Genomic DNA, 18,062 nt, shown 5'->3' on the forward strand with positions numbered 1-18,062 from the left:
GGCTGCAGCCATGGCTCCGGTGGTGATCAAACCACGGCGTGTGGTTCCGCTTGTCTCGTCAGTCATGTTCATTACTCATGTGAGTTCTAGAGGGAGCGCCGGCCCGGCCCCGAGGATGTTTCCCCGGATGTGGAAAATTTATGGACAAAGCACGGCACTGACCACCAGACATGGGTGTTTGAAACTAACGCTTTGGTATGTAGATCTGCCGGTGACTCAGGCCGGCAGTTCGATCAATCGGCCTCCTTGAAGGACAGGTGGAAGTTGACAGCACGCCGTTCAGCCGCGCACCGCTCGCGAACGCCAGACCATCATTTTCTCGACCTGCATTTCTTTCATGGTGTGAGGAATACCGCCCACACCATGGCCGGACAGGCGTGCACCGGCGAACGGCATCCAGTCGACGCGGAACAGGGTGTTTTCGTTGACCATCACGGCCGTGGCGTCGAGGTCCTGATAGCACTGCATGGCGGTGTCCAGGTCCCGGGTGAACACCGCGGCCTGGAAGGCATAGGGCAGAGCGTTGGCCAGTTGGATCGCTTCTGCCAGGTCGTCGTAGGCATAGACCGCCACCACCGGGCCGAAGACTTCTTTTTGCATCACGTTCGAATCGATAGGCGGGTTGAGCAGCACAGTGGGCGCATAGCAGTTGTTGCCCAGTGCGCGGCCACCGGCAATCAAGCGGGCGCCACCGGCAACGGCGTCGTTCACCCATTGGCCCACACGCATGACTTCACGTTCGGCGATCAGCGGGCCGACGTCGGTCGCCATCTCGGTCGGGTCACCCACTACCATCGCGTCGGCCGATTGGCCCAGTCGTCCGGCGACCTGCTCGGCGATGCTGCGATGGCAGAAAATCCGTTGCACGCTGACGCACGCCTGACCGGCGTGCCAGAAGCCACCACGGGCGATGCGCGGCAGGGCGTCGTCGAGGTCGGCATCGGCCGCGAGAATCACTGGCGCCACGCCGCCGTGCTCCAGCGCGCAGCGGGTCCCCGGGGCGAGGGTCGAGCGCAGCATCCAGCCCACCGCCGCCGAGCCGATAAAGCTGAAGAAACCCACCCGTGGGTCGGACACCAGTTTGCCGGTGACCGCGTTGTCGGTCGGCAGCACCATTTGCGCCCAACCATCGGGCAGGCCGGCCTCGGCGAGAATATCGAGCAAGGTCTGGCAGCTCAGCGGTGTGTTGGCCGCCGGCTTGACCACCACGGGCGCACTGACCGCAATGGCCGGTACCACTTGATGCACGATCAGGTTGAACGGGTGGTTGAATGCCGAAACGGCCGCGACCACACCAAGCGGTTCGTATTGGGTGAAGGCAACCCGGTTGGCCGAGCTGGCGTTCAGTCCCATCGGGATCACGTGGCCGCCTTCGGTGCGCAGCACCTCGATGCAATTGAGGATACCGTCGATACCACGCTCGACCTCGGTGATCGAATCTCTCAGCGGCTTGCCGCCTTCGCTGGCCGCCTGGGTCGCAATCGCCACCTTGCGCGCAATGATCAATTCGGCTGCGCGCTGCAGGATTTCAATCCGCCGAGGCTTGGACAACCACTGGCTGCGGTCGCGGAAGATGCCATGGGCAACACTCAGCGCCTGCTCGACATCGGCCTCGGTGGAAACCGCCGCGTGACCGACGATAGCGCCATCGAAAGGGGAGTGCACAGCCAGGGATTGTTCAGACATGGGAGCTACCTCGAGTCGTACGAAAAAGGGCGATTCAGGCCGGTGTGCCTGTCAAACCTGGACCCAAGGTAATAGTCGGTGGTCTTTTGCAAAACTGAATAATTAAGAAGCTTTCGTTCAGTTTTAGAGAATGCCTGGAGGCTTGGGCGGATAGTGCTCTCGAGCCGTACCTGTTGGCGGCTGAAGCGTGGCGAAGTCTGAATATTGGCCAGAACGCAGGTGCTGCCTCGCCGCAAGGGCATTGGCGCCATGCGAGACATCACTAACTGGCTGTTTTAATTCAAATAAATTTCGGTGTGGGGCTTCCCAGACGTCACGAAAGTTGTTAAATTTCGCGCACTTTCGCAGGGGCCCTCCCAGGGCTTGCAAGCTGCGAAGTCAGAAATGAGTGCCAGGCACTCACAGCAACAGCTACAGGGGCGTCGCCAAGCGGTAAGGCAGCAGGTTTTGATCCTGCCATGCGTTGGTTCGAATCCAGCCGCCCCTGCCATTTTCTTATCATCATCCAGATTTCAATCACTCGGCAGGTAACACGCGAGTCTTGGACGATTGTCTTTAAAACGGTTTCAAACCGATCTCAGTGGGATGGTCAGTCAAGGCTGACGGTCCGCGTTCGTGGCTCGCACAAAGGACAGAACACGCACCTGGCGGACCAATCGCGCAGGGATTCTCAGCGCCCGCCAATTTGTCATATTCGGTCTCTCTTCGGCACAGATAGTAGCCAGCCCAACGCATTGAATGAGGCTGCATCGTGTTTCAACGTCTTTTGTGTTCACTGTCGGTTTTAAGCCTTTCCATCGCGGCCGCCCAGGCTGCCGAAACCTACGAGCTCGATACTCCGCGCCTGAAGGGCATCGACAACTTCCGTGACCTTGCCGGGACTACCAGTGCTTATTCCACGGCCAACGACGGCACCCTGCGCTCCGGCGTGTTCTATCGCTCCAATGCGCTGACGCCTTCCGGGGCCGACTTGGCGACCCTGAACAGCCTGGGCATCAAGGCGATCTACGACCTGCGCACTCCCAGCGAAATCGCCGCCACTCCCGACACGCTGATCGCGGGCGCAACCTACAGCAACATCGACATCATCGGTGCCACCACCTCCGGCTCGAACATCACCAGCATCTCGTTTCACAGCGCCGCTGAAGCGGTTGCCATGATGCAGGAAACCAACCGCGCTTTTGTCAGCGACGCGGGGATGCGAAGTCAGTTCACCCAACTGTTCAATGAGCTGGCCGGCGTTGATGGCGCCGCGCTGTTCCATTGCACCGCCGGCAAGGACCGCACGGGCTGGACTGCCGCGGTGTTGCTGAGCATCGCCGGGGTCGACAGCTCGACCATCATGAGCAATTACCTGGCGTCCAACGACTACACCGCCGCGCGTGTGGCGGCCACCCTGGCGGCGATGCCTGCGAGCATGGCGGCCATTTATGCGCCGCTGCTCGGCGTCGAGGCCAGTTACCTGCAAGCGGGCCTGGATCAGGTGACCGCGCAGTACGGCAGCATGGACAACTACCTCAAGCAAGGTTTGGGCTTGTCCCAGGAAACCATTTATGTGCTTCGCGGCAAGATGGTTTATTACAACAGTCTGCCGGGGCAGGCGGGCCTGCTGGGCAACGATGCCGCCGGTGCGCAGCTGTTGCAGCAACTGCAGGACAGCAACCTGTCGGGCACCTACAGCGCTTACAACTATTACCTGCAATCGGCCATTGATGCCGGCGATCTGGCGGGCGTGCAATCGACCGTCGGCGGCCAGGTACACGCCGACGCCGCCAGCTACTTGCTGCGCCAGGGCGCGATGATCGAACAAGCCGCCGCACCGTTCACCAGCGGCACCGACCTCAAGGCGGGGCAGTACCGTTTGTGGAGCACGGGTCTGGCGGGTTACCTGGGCACCGATGGTTCCTCCCAGGCCCAGAGCAGCAACGAACACAGCCAGGGCCTGATGGTCGGCTTGACCCAACGCTTCTCCGATCAGCTCAGCGCTCACGCCGGCTTCGGCTACAGCCGGGGCAGTGTCGGCGGCGCGGGTGGCGAGGCCGATACCGACCTGACATTTTTCAGCGCGGGTGCGCGCTTCGCGCCGGACGGTCTGGAACGCGGGCTGTTTGTGGATGCGCACGCCAGCGCCGGTTGGCTTGATTACGACAGCAAGCGCGACCTCGGTGGCGGCCTGGGCACGGCCAAGGGCGACAGCCATGGCAACCTCACCGGTGCAACGCTGGCGCTGGGGTATCGTTTGCCGCTCAGCAGCGTGACACTGGAACCGAGCCTGGGCATGCGCGTCAGTCATCTGGACCTGTCGGGCTTCCAGGAAAAAGGCAGCGAGCTGGCCCTCGACGTCGATGGCATTCAGGAAACCCGACGCAGTGCCGTGGCCAATCTGAACGCGACCTTTGCACCGGTGAGCGTAGGCGCCTGGCAGTGGGTGCCGGGTGTGCAGGTCGGTTATGAACATGTGCTTGGCGATCACCAGGTCGACAGTCAAGGCCACCTGTTGGGGCTGGATATCGAGCAGCGCGCGGCCTTCGACAATCGCGACCAGTTCACCGGCGGCGTCAACCTCATGGCCAACCTGGGAGCGCTGAGCGTGGGGGCCGAAGTCGGTGCCAGCGGCGGCGGCGAAAGCCACGGTTTCAGTGGCGGACTCAAGGCCAGCTATCTGTTCTGATGGCTGGCCGTTGACCCGGGCCGCGATGGACGCGGCGGCTTGGGTCAACGCTACAGGCATCGCGGTCGCAAACCCTTTCTGACCTCGGCAGGACTGACGCCGTAAGCCGACTGGAAGTACTGGCAAAACCTGCCGACGTTGCTGAATCCGTACTGCAATGCCACATCGGTCACGGAAGGCGAGGCACTTCGGGTGAGCACATCATATGCGCGCTCAAGGCGCACCTGCCGCTGATAGGCAACGATCGAGGTGCCGACGAAATGTCGAAAACCGTCCTGCAATGCGCGCAGGCTGACGTTGGTCATGCGTGCCAGTTCAGTTCCGCTGACCAGGCAGTCGGGATGATCCTGAATGTATTCGACCGCCAGCTTCACATGGCGCGGCGCAATCAGCGGAGCAGGGCGCTGGAGGGCTTCGGTAAAGTTGTGCGGCCAGGCCTCCAGCACAGCATCAATCAGCATTTCCCGTAGACGCGAAGGCACAAGCGAACCGGTATTCATCAGCAGGTCGAACTCGGCGCCAGTGGCCAGCTCCACCAACGCCCTGATGCTCTGGAACGCCGAAGCATGCAGATCCACCACGGGTTCGAACACCACTTTTTTCACGATCGGCTTGCCCAGCAGCGTCGAGAGGCGCTCGGTCAACAGCGAACGACTGATCGAAACGCCGTGCTGCGCATGATTGTCGATGAAGCGCACCGAGCGCACGTCGGCCTTATCGATGGCCAGGCCAACGTGGGTCAGGCCAACCGACTCGGTGGCATGATTGAAAATGATCTTGCCGGCGGTAGGGATGACGAAAGTGATCTCGTCGAGGGGGGCGGGAAAGGCCACCGAGAAGTCGCCACGATAATGCATGCGGCGGAAACTGACCCCGTCGTGCCTGCCGTAGACACCGCCGATGAGGATGTTTTTTGGTAGTGGCGGAGAATCGGAATAGAGATTGCCGAACATTTTCGAGAACAACGCGCCGAAGTCGTCGCAGCGCATGTCGCTGGATCTGAGGATGATCTGTTTGCGGGTCGAACTTGAATACACCTGGACTGTCACCTTGAGGAAGGGGATGGCCCCCGACTCAGGGACGCGCCGGGACGTTAGCAGGCGTCAATGACAGGTTCGTGACGGGCGTTCGAGGCTTTATTTCAGAGGAGACGCAACATGGAGCGATTCACGGGCGGTTGCCTTTGCGGCAGCGTACGGATTGTGGCGTCGGGGCGCCCGTACCGGGTGGGCGTTTGCCATTGCCTTGACTGCCGCAAGCACAGCGGTGCGTTGTTTCAGGCGTCGGCGATTTTTCCCGAGGATGCGGTGAGTATCGAAGGTGAGACCCGCGACTACGCCGGGCGGCATTTCTGTCCGCGTTGTGGCTCGTCCGTGTTCGGACGCAGCGCCGATGAGATCGAAGTCAGCCTCGGTGCCCTCGATGCTCCCGATCAATTGACGCCCACCTACGAACTCTGGACCCTTCGGCGCGAGTCCTGGTTGCCGGCATTCCCGTCTATGCGGCGATATGAGCGTGATCGGGACAGCACGGGACGTACTGAAGATCAACCATGAAAACGCGCAGAGGACAGGGCCTCTGCGCGTTCCGGATCGACCTTAGAGGTGATCTGCGTCAATCACAGCCTTGGCGAACGCCTTTGGATCTTCCTGCGGCAGGTTGTGGCCGATGCCGCCGGTGATCAGGCGGAACTCGTACTTGCCGGTAAAGCGCTTGGCGTAATCCTCTGGGTTAGGGTGTGGCGCGCCGTTGGCGTCGCCTTCAAGGGTGATGGTCGGGACGCTGATGGAAGGCGCGGTGGCGAGTTTCTGCTCCAGCGCGTCGTATCGGTTTTCACCTTGTTCCAGGCCCAGGCGCCAGCGGTAGTTGTACACGGTGATGTCAACATGGTCCGGGTTTTCCAGCGCCTTGGCGCTGCGGTCGAAGGTCGCGTCGTCGAACGCCCATTTCGGCGAAGCCAGTTGCCAGATCAACTTGGCGAAATCGTGGGTGTTTTTCTCGTAACCCGCGCGGCCACGGTCCGTGGCGAAATAAAACTGATACCACCATTGCAGTTCAGCCTTGGGCGGCAACGGGTTCTTGCCGGCCGCCTGATTACCGATCAGGTAGCCGCTGACCGAAACCAGCGCCTTGACCCGCTCTGGCCACAGCGCCGCGACGATATCGGCCGAACGTGCGCCCCAATCGTAGCCGCCGAGCACGGCTTGCTTGATGTGCAGCGCATCCATAAAGTCGATGACATCACTGGCGAGGGCGGCGGGCTGGCCATTGCGCAGGGTTTTTTCCGACAGGAAATGTGTCTCGCCGTAACCACGGGCATACGGCATCAGTACGCGATAGCCCTTGGCTGCGAGCAGTGGTGCGACGTCGTTATAGCTGTGAATGTCGTAGGGCCAGCCGTGCAGAAGAATGACCACTGGCCCGTCGGCCGGACCGGTTTCGGCGTACGCCACGCTCAGAAGGCCGGCGTTGACATGCTTGAGCGGGCCGAACGGAGAGGGGGCCGAATAACGGGTGCCGGCAGTGGCCGCGGCGGGTTGTCCGGTGGCGGCCGTTTGCGCCTGGGCCACGCCGAAAGCGCCGAGCAGGGTAAATGCGAGGATCGACGAACCCACCAGTCGGCGGCGGGTTTTGCCTTTGGTGTTGTTCTGCACTGCCATCTTCATGGTGATGTCTCCATTGCAAGCCATTGGCCAGGGGGCTGGCTGAGCCCCTTCAAACCTTGCATGCATTTGAATGCGGTGACGTATCTGGCCTGTGTCGAATCGCTGGCCAGGTGCAAGCCCGTGTATCGGGACCGGATTGAGATACACAGTGATACAGAGCGACCCGGTTCGCCACCCTGGTTTCAGCCGTTGCGCGGCATGCAACAGGCCTTCGAGGACAGGCCGCTTTCATCCGCGAGCACGCCATCAATGACTTCCTCGCGATTCAAACGTAATCTCGCCAGTTCGCTGATCAAAACAAAACGAACAAATCAGGAGTCATTGATGCAACCGATCCGTCTCGGTCTGGTGGGCTACGGCAAGATTGCTCAGGATCAACACGTTCCCGCTATCCTCGCCAACCCGGCGTTCCAGTTGGTGGCTGTCGCCACGCAAGGGCAGCCCTGCGCCGGCGTAGAGAATTTCCACTCCCTTGGCGAGCTGCTGGAAAACGGCCCGCAGGTCGATGCGATAGCGTTTTGCACGCCGCCGCAAGGGCGATTTGCGCTGGTGCAGCAAGCGCTGGCCGCGGGCAAACATGTGCTGGTGGAAAAGCCGCCGTGTGCCACGCTCGGCGAAGCCATGGCGCTGGTTAATCAGACCGCCGAGCAAGGCGTCAGCGGTTTGTTCGCCTGGCATTCACGCTACGCGCCAGGCATCGAAGCTGCCCGTGACTGGCTGGCCAGCCGCACCCTGCAAAGCGTGCAGATCGACTGGAAGGAAGACGTGCGCAAGTGGCACCCCGGCCAGGCCTGGATCTGGCAACCCGGCGGCCTGGGCGTTTTCGATCCGGGTATCAACGCCTTGTCGATTGTCACCCATCTGCTGGCGCTGCCGCTGTTTGTCGAGTCCGCTGAACTGCGCGTCCCTGACAACTGCCAATCGCCGATTGCCGCGTCGATCAAAATGTCTGACGCACGCCACCTCGATGTCCGCGCGGAATTCGATTTCGATCATGGTCATGACGAACTCTGGAGCATCGAGGTTCGCTGCACCGAAGGCGTCCTGCGACTGGATAACGGCGGCGCGCTGCTGAGCATTGACGGCGTGCGCCAGACCGTATCGGAGGAGGGCGAGTACGCGGCGGTGTATCGACACTTCCAACAGCTGATCGGCGACAAAGCCAGTGACCTGGACCTCCAGCCACTGCGCCTGGTTGCCGACAGCTTTTTTGTCGGCAGCCGGACATTGGTCGAACCGTTCTACGATTAACGGCCGCTTGGGCAGGGCAGAGGCACGTGAGCCTGAAAATGGCTCACTGGTTTCCCTGCCGTCCAGCGCGTTTGCTAAAGTGGCGCTCAAGTTGCCCAAGGATCGCCGAGTAGAAAACTATGAATCGCCAAAAGAAGTTACAGCAGCTGTTCAAGGAAAAGGCCAAAAAGGCCAGCGCCAAACTGGCGCCGAAAAAGCCTAAATACATCAGTAAGGCCGACCGGTTGAAGCTGGCGGAAGAAAGCACTCAAGAACCGACGGTTCCGGCTGAGAACTGAGTGACGCGGTCTATGGAGCCTCAAACACAGGAAGTGTGATCAATGAACTCATTTAGCGTCCGCGAACTGCAAAGTACCGATGTTGAAGCGTTGCTGGCATTCGAAGTGCGTAACCGCGAGTGGTTCGAGTCCCATATCGATGCGCGCGACCCTTCTTTTTACTCGTTGCAGGGTGTCGCCGAGCATATCGAAAGCTACCTGGCCGACTTTGCTGCCGGCGCCTGGCACCCGTTTGTCATCGAAGACAATGCTGGGCAAATCGTGGGACGGGCAAATCTGAAAAGCATCGACTTGCCGACGAAGACCGCGCAAGTAGGGTATCGGGTTGATCAAGAGGTATGTGGCCAGGGGCTGGCAACGCAGGCGCTGAAACATCTGATCCAGGAGGCGCAAGAGCGTTGGAACCTCACGCAACTGGTGGCTTACGTGTTTGCGCAGAACGAGGGTTCCATGAAAGTCCTGGATCGCTGCGGATTCCTCGCAGACCAACCCTCTGGCAACCACGAAGCCGGGGACGAGTGCCGATACGTCCTTTCAATTTAGCGACAGGGGCTGCTTTTGAACGAACAGACATTGTCCATGCGCCTGGAGCGCGTGGCAGCGCAGGTGCCAGCAGGTTCGCGACTGGCCGACATCGGCTCGGATCACGGCTACCTGCCGGTCGCGCTGCTGCGGCGTGGCGTCATCGCGGCGGCGGTGGCGGGCGAGGTGGCCTTGACGCCGTTCCACGCGGCCAGGCGCACCGTGCGTGAGAACGCTCTGGACTTGCAGATCACTGTGCGTCTGGCCGATGGCCTGGCGGCCATCGAGCCGGAAGACGAAATCACCGCGATCAGCATCTGCGGCATGGGCGGCGAGACGATCCGTGACATTCTCGACGCCGGCAAGACACGCCTGAGCGGGCGGGAGCGACTGATCCTGCAACCCAACGGCGGCGAGCAGCCATTGCGCCAATGGCTGATGGACAATGGCTACCGCATCATTTTCGAGCAAGTGCTGCGAGAAAACCGCTTCGACTACGAGGTCATCGTCGCCGAAAGCGCCGGACCGGTGCGGTATAGCGCCGAGGAGCTGTACTTCGGACCGTTGCAAATGCAGGAGCGCAGCCCAGCGTTCCTGAGCAAGTGGCAGCGTTTGCTGCGACAAAAGCACAAGACGCTCAGTCAATTTGCCAAAGCGCGACAGGCTGTACCTGAGGACAAGGTCCAGGACGTCGCCCGGCAAGCCCGATGGATTGCCGAATTATTGGCTTAGCGCTGAGATCGTTAGAGCCATGGAAGCCGCGCAACTGTGCACGGCTTCCTGAAAACAGGCGGCTTAACGTTTGATGAGGGAAATCTTCGTTCCTTCAATGCTGATCCCGGCCATCAAGCCTTGCTGGTCGAAGATAAACGCATAGGCATCATCTTTGAGCGTCGAGCTGGAGAGGTTCTTGGCAACCCCTTCATCAACCACGACCACTGTAGGCCCTACGCCGATCTCCCAACCCTTTGTCTCTGCGACATATTTGACCGCTTTGTCGGTCATCAGAAAAACCACATAACCGTATGATTGGGCGCCTGCCTGCAAGCCCCATGAGCCGCTGACGGAGTTGTAATAGTCCTTGACCTTGGTGCCTTCAAATAGCACGCCTTCGCCATAACTGCCGCCGAATACCAGACCGGCCTTGATGATTTTCGGGAAGACGAGAATGGCCTTGGCTTTATGGGAAATGGTTTCGGAAAACGGATTGGTCTTGTACAGCGTTTGCAATGCTTGTCGAGAATCGGTGTTCAGGTCTTCGGCGGTGGCCGCTCCTGCAGTGTTCAAGAAACTGACGGATGCCAGTGATGCAACGGCGAAGAACAACGACAGGATGAATCGCGATGACTGGGTCATATCTGTACTCCGAAAAGGGAGCAGTGGATGGACTCAGCGTTCAGCACCTGATTCAGACAGGAACCGAATGCACTGAACGTTCTCCGGCGCACCCTAAAGTGTGTGAAATGCAGCGTCGCTTCTGAATGAAATCTGCCCGAGGTTTCGGGATCGGTTGCGAGGCCATCATGGGTAGTGACCTCTGCGCAGTGGCGGGGTTCCGGGGTAGTTGGTGGGACGGTAACGTTCGTGTTTGCGCGATCAAGGCTCCCGGCGCGGTGATTGTCGTGCGAAAGAGCGGCCCGCCCTTAGCCAAGCCGGTACGCGTTTTCGTCCTTCGCTGACTAACTCTGCATTTTCTTCAGGCCTTTCAAACGCATATTCGCCCTTTGCACTGCAGCCATCTTTTCCGGCCGCTTCATGCGTTTCCACTTTTTGATGTCTTCCTTGCTTCTTCCGCAACTCACACACAGGTCGCCGCTCAACTGGCAAACCGAGATGCAGGGGTTTTCGATTTCTTTTGCCATCGTCAATCACCTTTGGCCAGACGCTTTTGCCAGTCGCCCCGGTGAGTGCGTTGGCACTCTTCCTCTGAATCGAAGCGGACAGTGAGATCTGATGGCGTCAGGTCGATGTTTGCCTCGATCAACGCCATGGCTGTCAGCTCATAGATGCGCGGCTTTGCGTTGGCCTGAGCGAGTTTTTTATCGGCCAGGGTTTCGAACACCCAGGTGATCCTCAGTGTTTCAGTCAGCGCGTTCAAATCGGCGGTATGGGTGAGCCAGGTAAAGCCTTTGATTTCAGCTTTTGCTGTTTCGCACGCTTCGGTGAGGGTAGTAATCAACCGGCGCTCGATCCGCGCCATTTCACGTTTGCCAGGGGGCATTGGAGTTTCCTTGGGAGGCAATGGTGGGGCGGCGTTTGACCAAAGCATTTGGCGCCGTTTGTAGGACTGTCCTCAGCCAGCATCCGCTTCAAGTACGCGCCAACCGCCTGTTTGTTACTTTACCGACTCGCCGGACTTCAGCAACCCGGACGCCAATGCAATGAAACTCTCGCCCGCTTTCTCGGAGGCGGTTTGCGGGTCGTCTGCATGCGCAATCCACAAGGAAGCACCGAGCAGGGCACCCATGATCAGGCGCGCTGTTGCCTCGCTGTCGACTTCCCGGATGATCCCTTCATCCATCAGCTTTTGAATGCTGCGTTGCGTACTGCGGATGCACCCACTCTGGCTCGGCCACTGCGATGGGTCGCCCAGCACCGCCGGCCCATCGAGGAATACGATGCGCTGGATTTCCGGCTCCAGGGACATCTTGATGTAAGCGATGGACTCATCGATAAACCCGTCCCAGGTGGTGCTCGCCGCTTCGATAATGACCGACAGGCGCTCCGTCATCTCCCCGTCGATCTGGGCGATGACCGCCTGCAGCAAGCCCTTCTTATCACCGAAGTGATGGTACAGCGCGCCACGGGTCAGGCCCGCTTGAGCGGTAAAGTCGTCCATCGAACTTTCCGCGTATCCCTTGGCGGCGAACGCTTCTCGCGCAGCTTTGATCAGTTTGCCGCGAGTCTCCGCAATCATGTCCGCACGCTTCTGCGCCATCGCTCGTCTACCTCTATAAAATTTAACATCAGTTGCGTATGCAATGAGCCTGACAGATGGGCTCAAAGGCTCCGAAGTACCGCCATTCAGCACAGGATACCGACCAATGCGTGAGCCGCGCGATTCAGATATTTCACTCAGTAACCAAGGCCCTGCGTCGTGGCCCGCGGCCGGTCTCCAGCGAACGGGCTCTGCTCGAAATATCTTAGAGCCGGGCTACTTTCTGCGGTTCGCCGCCGCCCCAGTACAGCCAGGTCCAACTGTCGCCATTGCGCTGGAAGACCCCGGTTGCGACGTACTGGACGACCGTCGGCTCGCCATTTTCAATCGTGTGGCCGTCAATGCGGATCTGCGCCCAGGCAATGTCTGCGCGCATCCAGGACACCACCCGTTTTGGCTCCCAGCGAATGTTCAAGGTGCTCACCCAGGTCACGCCATTTTGAACGGCCTCGGTCCCCATGAAGTACTCGTCCAGGCCAGAGCCGGCGATCGCGACGTCGGGGTCGGCGAAGTACTTGGCGACATCTGAGCCAGGGGTGGAAAGGCCCTCAAGCACCTTGGCGATAAACGCATTGAGCGATTCCCGGGTGGCTGCATCGGTAATCAGGGACGGTGACTGGTATCCAGCGAGGCTGTCGATCATAAATGCTCCAGATTTACTGCGGGTTTCGAGGATGTCGTTCCTTGAAGTGGGTAGAGCATACGTCCCGTATGAGTTCATGCTATTTCGCATTCACTGCGTATGTCAATAAATATACATCGCGTAGGTCTTCGCGTGAATAACGCAGCGGGGGGATCAAAGAGGTGACTTTGAAAGCAGGTGGCTGCGAGTTTCCCTGGCAACGCCATATGGCTATTGCAAATCACTCGCAGTGCGCATGACAATAAGAGTCATTATCAGTAACGAATGACCACCCTCGTCATGTCCGCCAACGAATTATCCCTGCGTAGCGCCGTTCACGATCTCTATTGCGACCATCACAGTTGGCTCAATGGATGGCTACGCAAGCGCCTGGGCAATGCGTTCGATGCGGCGGATCTGGCGCAGGACACCTTCGTTCGGGTGATCAAGGCACGTAACGCGCTGGAGATTCGCGAGCCGCGACCGTACCTGTCGATGATCGCCAAAGGCTTGTTGATCGATCTGTTTCGTCGACGCTCGCTGGAACAGTCTTATCTGGAAGCCTTGGCCGCCATGCCCGAATGGCAGCAGCCGTCGCTGGAGGAGCAGGCGATCCTGTTGCAAGCCCTGGTGGAAATCGATCGCCTGCTGCAAGGCTTGGGGCCGAAGGTCAAGCAGGCGTTCATCCTGTCCCAATTCGACGGCCTGACTTATCCGCAGATCGCCGAGCGTTTGAACATCAGTTCCCGCACAGTCAATAACTACATGGCCAAGGCCATGGAACATTGCTGCCTGATGCAGATCCGGTTGGAGTTGGCATGAGCCTCTCGCCTGCCGAGTTGAAAGTGATTGGTGTCGCCGCGCAGTGGTACGCCCGGCTGCGCTCGGGTGTCGCGACCGATTCCGATCGGGCTGCCTGGAATGACTGGCTGATGTCGGATCCTTCTCATCGCCAGGCCTGGCAGCGCATGGTCGACGTCGGCGAGCAGATGGCGGGTGTGCCGGGCTCACTGGCTGCACCCGCATTACGCGGCGCTGATCAAACCCGGCGTCAGGTGTTGCGCAGTGTGCTGGTCCTCGCGTCAGCCGGTTCACTGGGCTGGTTGGGCTGGCGCAGTGAAACCTCCCAGGACCTGTTTGCCGATTTTCACACCGCAGTGGGTGAACGCCGTGAGTTTCGCCTGGCGGATGGCACCTCCTTGCTGCTGAACACCGATACCTCGGTCAACCTGCGATTCGATGGTCGTCAACGTACGCTCGAACTGTTGCGCGGCGAAATCCTGGTGACAACCGCCGTCGATCCGTCGCAACGGCCGTTCAAGGTCTTCACTCGTCATGGAGAGGTGCTGGCACTGGGGACGCGATTTATCGTCCGTTGTGCCGAGCAGAGTGGAGGGGTGGCAGTGATCGAGAAGGCTGTGGAGGTCCGTTCGGCGGGTGGTGGCTCGGCGGTGCGCCTGGAGGCCGGGCAGTCCCTGGATTTCGATGGCCACTCGGTGGGCGCGCTCCGGCGCAACGACGCTTCCGTCGGTGCCTGGCAGCAGGGCAGCATCATTGCGATCAATCGTCCCTTGGGCGAGTTGCTGGCCGATCTTTCTCGCTATCGCACCGGCGTGTTGCGCTGTGATCCGCGCATTGCACAGCTCAAGGTGTCCGGCGCATTTCCCATTAATGACACTGACCTGGCACTGGCGGCGCTGGAGAGCGGGTTCTCCCTGCGCATCGCGCGGTACAGCCGTTATTGGGTCACCGTGTCGCCACCTGCCAATGCGATTTTCCAGTGAATTGAAAAAAGTGTGTGTGGGTTTGCACTTTTCATGCGCACCGTTCGGCTCATCCCTCAATGAGTTTTTACAGATCGTCTTTTGGGGGAGGGTAAGCATGTTTCGGGTGTACAAACCGGGTCGGTTGACGACCGCAGTCAAGGTCGGGCTATTGGCGGCAACGACGGCAGGCGTGTGGTCAAACGTCACGATGGCGGCTCAGTTGCCGGCGCAACAGCAAAACTCGGTCAAGGCCTTTGACATCGCGGGCGGCAGCCTGACCGAAGTCCTCAGTCATTTCGCCAGTGCGGCGGGTGCGGCGCTTTCGTTTGATGCGCGTCAAACCGATGGCTTGAAATCCTCCGGGCTCCAGGGTGCGTACGGTATCAGCGAAGGGTTTGCGCGGATTCTGGCCGGCAGCGGCCTGCAAGCCGAACCCCAGGGCAATGGCACTTATGTGCTGCGTCCCGCACCGGCGACCGGCTCGGCGCTGGAACTGGGCGCCACCAACATCAATGGGCAAATGCTCGGTGCGACCACGGAAAACAGCGGGTCATACACCACGGGGGCGGTGACCATCGGCAAGGGCGAACACTCGCTCAGGGAGACGCCGCAATCGGTCACGGTGATGACCCGCAAGATGCTCGATGACCAGAACCTGAACACCATCGACCAGGTCATGGAAAAGACCCCGGGCATCACCGTCTACGACTCGACCATGGGCGGCAAATACTTTTACTCGCGCGGGTTCCGGATGTCCGGCCAGTATCAGTACGACGGCGTTCCGCTGGACATGGGCAACCTCTATGTTCAGGCCGACAGTTTCAGCGGTGACATGGCCTATTACGACCGCGTTGAAATCCTTCGTGGTGCGGCGGGCATGATGAAAGGCTCGGGTGGCACCGCTGGCGGGGTGAATTTCGTGCGCAAACGCGCGCAGATGACCCCGCACACCGAAATCACGCTGTCCGGCGGCAGCTGGGACAACTACCGTGGCCAGGTCGACACCGGTGGCCCGCTGAACGAAACCGGCACCTTGCGCGGGCGGGCGGTGGTGGCCGAGCAGAGCCGGCATTACTTCGTCGATGACGCCAGCCGCAAGGATCAGGTGTATTACGGCGCGCTCGACGCCGACCTGAGCCCCGACACGACCCTCGGGCTGGGCGTGGCCTATGAAGACGTGGACGCCAACCCTTGCTGGGGCGGCTTGCCGCGTTACCGGGATCGCAGCGACTTGAAGCTCAGCCGCTCGACCTGTCTCGATCCTTCGTGGAATACATGGCGCAGCAAGCGCACCACGGTTTTCAGTGATCTGAAGCATCAGATCAACGACGACTGGAGCCTCAAGGTCGCCAGCGTCTATACAAAAAACACCCAGGACATCAAGTACGCATTCGCTTCCGGCGCGGTGACTCCCGGCACGAACACCACCGGCATGCTGGGCAGTATGTACGATTACGATCAGGTCGATTACGGCCTCGATACGTACGTCGATGGCAAGTTCGACGCGTTCGGTCAGAAACATGAGTTGGTCGTGGGCTTCAACGCCAGCCGTTCGAAAAAGGACGACTTCTACTCGGTGGCGTTTCTGCCGCAACGGCAAAACGTGTTCAACCCCGACAAACATATCCCGGAGCCGGCTGACAGCTACTTCATCGATAACTCGTCTCGCGGCGGGCCGGTCAATTCAGTGACCAAACAGAAGGGCGTGTACTCGACACTGCGGTTGAAACTGGCCGATCCGTTGACCTTTGTGGTCGGCACTCGGGTGAGCTGGTACAACTCCGATACCGACTCCGACTTCATCAACACGGGGACTTCGGAACACTCCAGTACCACCGAGACCGGGCAAGTCACGCCATTTGCCGGCGTGCTGCTGGACCTCAACGAGAACCTGACGGCCTACGCCAGCTACTCGGACATCTTTACCCCGCAAGGCAACTACCGCTCCGAGGACGGCTCGGCGCTCAAGCCGCTGGTTGGCCAGAGCTATGAACTGGGGATCAAGGGCGCCTGGTACGACGGTCGTCTGAACGGCTCCTTCAACCTGTTCCGCACGATCCAGAAAGATCAGGCACAGACGGACTTCAACTCGTCTTGCCCATCCTCCGACGGTTACTGCTACGTCAATGCCGGCAAGGTTCGCGCCCAGGGTTTTGAGGCCGAGATCAGCGGTGAAGTCATCGAACGCCTGCAAGTGCTGGCGGGCTACACCTACACCCAGACCAAAACCCTGGATGACATCGACAGCAGCCTGAACGGCGCCGCGTTCAACAGCTATGTGCCTCGGCATATGCTGCGGATGTGGGGTGACTACGCGTTGGGCGGATCGTTGGAACGCTTCACCATCGGTGCCGGTGTGAACGCGCAAAGCGACAACTTCCGGGTGTCTCCGTCCAGTGGCGAGAAAATCAGCCAGTCAGGTTATGCGATCTGGAACGGCCGCATCGGCTACCGCATCGACGACACCTGGTCGGTGGCGCTCAACGGCAATAACCTCTTCGACAAGCGCTACTACGCGACCATCGGGACCGAGGCTTTCGGTAACTACTATGGGGATCCGCGTAACTTCATGGTTTCGGTAAAAGCGAGTTTCTGATTCGAAAGGAAAATCGGTCCGCACGTCTGTTCTTTGGCCGGATTTCGAACTCAAGTGATGCTGGCACATAAAAAGAGCCCGGTTCTGCATTCGGGCTCTTATCTATTCTCGCCTATTCCTTAATTTCCACGGTAAGTGGAAAAGCCATAAGGGCTGAGCAGCAACGGAATGTGGTAGTGGGGAACAGTACCGTCCACTTCGAAAATAACCGGTACTTCCGGAAAGAAGCTGGCCATCTTGTGTGCAGTGAACCATTCGCCGGTTTTGAACGTTACCCGGTAAATGCCTTTCTCTAATGACTTTCCATCCGGATAGAACTCAGGGATCCGACCTTGATCGTTGGTTGACGCAGTGTTGAGCATATCCCAGTTCTGGCCATTCTTTTTCTCCAGGGTCACCTTGACTGCCGGGGAAGGTAATCCGTCCTGTAGATTCAATACATGTACGCTCAGGGGATTCGCCGCAGCTGATGCCAGCGAGGAGAGCGCGCTCAATACGGCGCCTGCGAAAAACAATTTCAATACTTTCATGATTGTCTCTTAATGAGTGGCAGTTAAAATTTTTGAAATGGCTGTCAGTGCACATCCTTCGTCGAATGCCGCTCCTCCGGCACCGGCGACACCGATTGCACCGATGACCTCTCCCTCGACCAACACCGGCACGCCGCCCCCGAGCAGTAACAACTCAGGCACAGTGTTCAGATTTTCGGCATCGGCAGTACTGCGAGCACGTTCTGCCAGCAGCCTCGTTGGGGTCTTGGTCGACAGAGCCGTATAGGCTTTGCGCTGAGCGGCCAGCGTGTTGTGCGGACCGACGTTGTCGTCGCGTTGTACGGCGACCAAATTACCTCCACGGTCGACGACAGCGACAACGCCTGTTCTGCCTTCCAAATGGCAGGCTGCCAATGCGGCACTGGCCAGGTTATTAGCCAGCGTCAGCGTCATATCCTTGCGCTGCGCAACCTGACTGTCGGGTGCCGCAACTGCAAACGTAGAGCTCACCGCCAATGTGATCAGCAATAAGGTTGATCCGGTTACACGCATGCCTTTCCCCTTGGTTGAGCGTG

At 59.5% G+C, this 18,062-nt stretch carries 19 protein-coding genes and 1 tRNA gene; 10 read left to right on the forward strand and 10 right to left on the reverse strand.

The genetic code is table 11. From position 1 onward, the window contains the following. Positions 1-279: 279 nt before the first annotated feature. Positions 280-1,686 (reverse strand): aldehyde dehydrogenase family protein, encoded by a 1,407-nt coding sequence (locus tag KHO07_RS11595; RefSeq protein ID WP_212627254.1) that lies wholly within the window; start codon positions 1,684-1,686, stop codon positions 280-282. Positions 1,687-2,101: 415 nt separating this feature from the next. Here KHO07_RS11595 and KHO07_RS11600 point away from each other — a divergent pair. Both KHO07_RS11600 and KHO07_RS11605 read left to right on the forward strand, forming a co-directional pair. Next, positions 2,102-2,176 (forward strand) — tRNA-Gln (locus KHO07_RS11600). A 261-nt stretch (positions 2,177-2,437) separates the two neighbouring features. Next, positions 2,438-4,357: a tyrosine-protein phosphatase gene (locus tag KHO07_RS11605; protein WP_212627255.1), complete on the forward strand. Its 1,920-nt coding sequence runs from the start codon at positions 2,438-2,440 to the stop codon at positions 4,355-4,357. A gap of 50 nt (positions 4,358-4,407) precedes the next feature. On the opposite strand, the gene KHO07_RS11610 is transcribed toward KHO07_RS11605, so the two are convergent. Further along, a complete protein-coding gene (locus KHO07_RS11610; RefSeq protein ID WP_212627256.1) occupies positions 4,408-5,394 on the reverse strand; it encodes an AraC family transcriptional regulator in 987 nt (328 codons plus the stop codon). A gap of 120 nt (positions 5,395-5,514) precedes the next feature. Here KHO07_RS11610 and KHO07_RS11615 point away from each other — a divergent pair, with 120 nt between their 5' ends. Beyond that, positions 5,515-5,913, forward strand: a complete 399-nt coding sequence (locus KHO07_RS11615; protein WP_212627257.1) for a GFA family protein — start codon at positions 5,515-5,517, stop codon at positions 5,911-5,913. Between the two features lie 42 nt (positions 5,914-5,955). Here the strand turns inward: KHO07_RS11615 and KHO07_RS11620 are convergent, their stop codons facing one another. Next, the gene (locus KHO07_RS11620; protein ID WP_212627258.1) at positions 5,956-7,023 is read right to left on the reverse strand and encodes an alpha/beta hydrolase; all 1,068 of its coding nucleotides are present in this window, start codon (positions 7,021-7,023) and stop codon (positions 5,956-5,958) included. A gap of 324 nt (positions 7,024-7,347) precedes the next feature. Here KHO07_RS11620 and KHO07_RS11625 point away from each other — a divergent pair, with 324 nt between their 5' ends. The 4 genes from KHO07_RS11625 to KHO07_RS11640 all read left to right on the forward strand — a co-directional run bounded on the left by KHO07_RS11625 (position 7,348) and on the right by KHO07_RS11640 (position 9,806). Next, positions 7,348-8,274 (forward strand): Gfo/Idh/MocA family oxidoreductase, encoded by a 927-nt coding sequence (locus KHO07_RS11625; RefSeq protein ID WP_212627259.1) that lies wholly within the window; start codon positions 7,348-7,350, stop codon positions 8,272-8,274. Between the two features lie 119 nt (positions 8,275-8,393). Beyond that, the gene (locus KHO07_RS11630; RefSeq protein WP_150734535.1) at positions 8,394-8,552 is read left to right on the forward strand and encodes a DUF2986 domain-containing protein; all 159 of its coding nucleotides are present in this window, start codon (positions 8,394-8,396) and stop codon (positions 8,550-8,552) included. Between the two features lie 42 nt (positions 8,553-8,594). Further along, positions 8,595-9,095, forward strand: a complete 501-nt coding sequence (locus KHO07_RS11635; protein WP_150734534.1) for a GNAT family protein — start codon at positions 8,595-8,597, stop codon at positions 9,093-9,095. 15 nt (positions 9,096-9,110) lie between these two features. After that, positions 9,111-9,806: a tRNA (adenine(22)-N(1))-methyltransferase TrmK gene (locus KHO07_RS11640; protein WP_280519544.1), complete on the forward strand. Its 696-nt coding sequence runs from the start codon at positions 9,111-9,113 to the stop codon at positions 9,804-9,806. Between the two features lie 63 nt (positions 9,807-9,869). Here the strand turns inward: KHO07_RS11640 and KHO07_RS11645 are convergent, their stop codons facing one another. The 5 genes from KHO07_RS11645 to KHO07_RS11665 all read right to left on the reverse strand — a co-directional run bounded on the left by KHO07_RS11645 (position 9,870) and on the right by KHO07_RS11665 (position 12,655). Then, positions 9,870-10,430 carry a lipid-binding SYLF domain-containing protein gene (locus tag KHO07_RS11645; RefSeq protein WP_150734533.1) on the reverse strand — a complete coding sequence of 187 codons (561 nt, stop codon included), beginning with the start codon at positions 10,428-10,430 and terminating at the stop codon, positions 9,870-9,872. A 323-nt stretch (positions 10,431-10,753) separates the two neighbouring features. After that, a complete protein-coding gene (locus KHO07_RS11650) occupies positions 10,754-10,936 on the reverse strand; it encodes a DUF1289 domain-containing protein (protein WP_150734532.1) in 183 nt (60 codons plus the stop codon). A 2-nt stretch (positions 10,937-10,938) separates the two neighbouring features. Continuing rightward, entirely contained in the window at positions 10,939-11,295 is a 357-nt protein-coding gene (locus tag KHO07_RS11655) for a hypothetical protein (protein ID WP_212627615.1), read from the reverse strand. A 114-nt stretch (positions 11,296-11,409) separates the two neighbouring features. After that, positions 11,410-12,012, reverse strand: coding sequence for a TetR/AcrR family transcriptional regulator (locus KHO07_RS11660; protein ID WP_212627260.1), 603 nt, complete (start codon positions 12,010-12,012; stop codon positions 11,410-11,412). A 205-nt stretch (positions 12,013-12,217) separates the two neighbouring features. Further along, positions 12,218-12,655, reverse strand: coding sequence for a nuclear transport factor 2 family protein (locus KHO07_RS11665; RefSeq protein WP_212627261.1), 438 nt, complete (start codon positions 12,653-12,655; stop codon positions 12,218-12,220). 279 nt (positions 12,656-12,934) lie between these two features. Here KHO07_RS11665 and KHO07_RS11670 point away from each other — a divergent pair, with 279 nt between their 5' ends. The 3 genes from KHO07_RS11670 to KHO07_RS11680 all read left to right on the forward strand — a co-directional run bounded on the left by KHO07_RS11670 (position 12,935) and on the right by KHO07_RS11680 (position 16,996). Beyond that, complete coding sequence (locus KHO07_RS11670) at positions 12,935-13,456, forward strand: sigma-70 family RNA polymerase sigma factor (protein WP_150734575.1); 522 nt, start codon at positions 12,935-12,937, stop codon at positions 13,454-13,456. Continuing rightward, on the forward strand, positions 13,453-14,418 hold the full coding sequence (locus tag KHO07_RS11675) for a FecR domain-containing protein (protein ID WP_212627262.1): 966 nt from the start codon (positions 13,453-13,455) through the stop codon (positions 14,416-14,418). Before KHO07_RS11670 ends, KHO07_RS11675 begins: the two co-directional genes overlap by 4 nt. A 97-nt stretch (positions 14,419-14,515) precedes the next feature. After that, positions 14,516-16,996 (forward strand): TonB-dependent receptor, encoded by a 2,481-nt coding sequence (locus tag KHO07_RS11680; protein ID WP_212627263.1) that lies wholly within the window; start codon positions 14,516-14,518, stop codon positions 16,994-16,996. A gap of 119 nt (positions 16,997-17,115) precedes the next feature. On the opposite strand, the gene uraH is transcribed toward KHO07_RS11680, so the two are convergent. Together uraH and KHO07_RS11690 are read right to left on the reverse strand one after the other, a co-directional pair. After that, the gene (gene uraH / locus KHO07_RS11685) at positions 17,116-17,526 is read right to left on the reverse strand and encodes a hydroxyisourate hydrolase (RefSeq protein ID WP_150734524.1); all 411 of its coding nucleotides are present in this window, start codon (positions 17,524-17,526) and stop codon (positions 17,116-17,118) included. 9 nt (positions 17,527-17,535) lie between these two features. Then, positions 17,536-18,039, reverse strand: coding sequence for a heme-binding protein (locus tag KHO07_RS11690; RefSeq protein WP_212627264.1), 504 nt, complete (start codon positions 18,037-18,039; stop codon positions 17,536-17,538). Positions 18,040-18,062: the final 23 nt, after the last annotated feature.

Source organism: Pseudomonas sp. PP3 (assembly GCF_905336995.1).
Classification (GTDB): domain Bacteria; phylum Pseudomonadota; class Gammaproteobacteria; order Pseudomonadales; family Pseudomonadaceae; genus Aquipseudomonas; species Aquipseudomonas reinekei.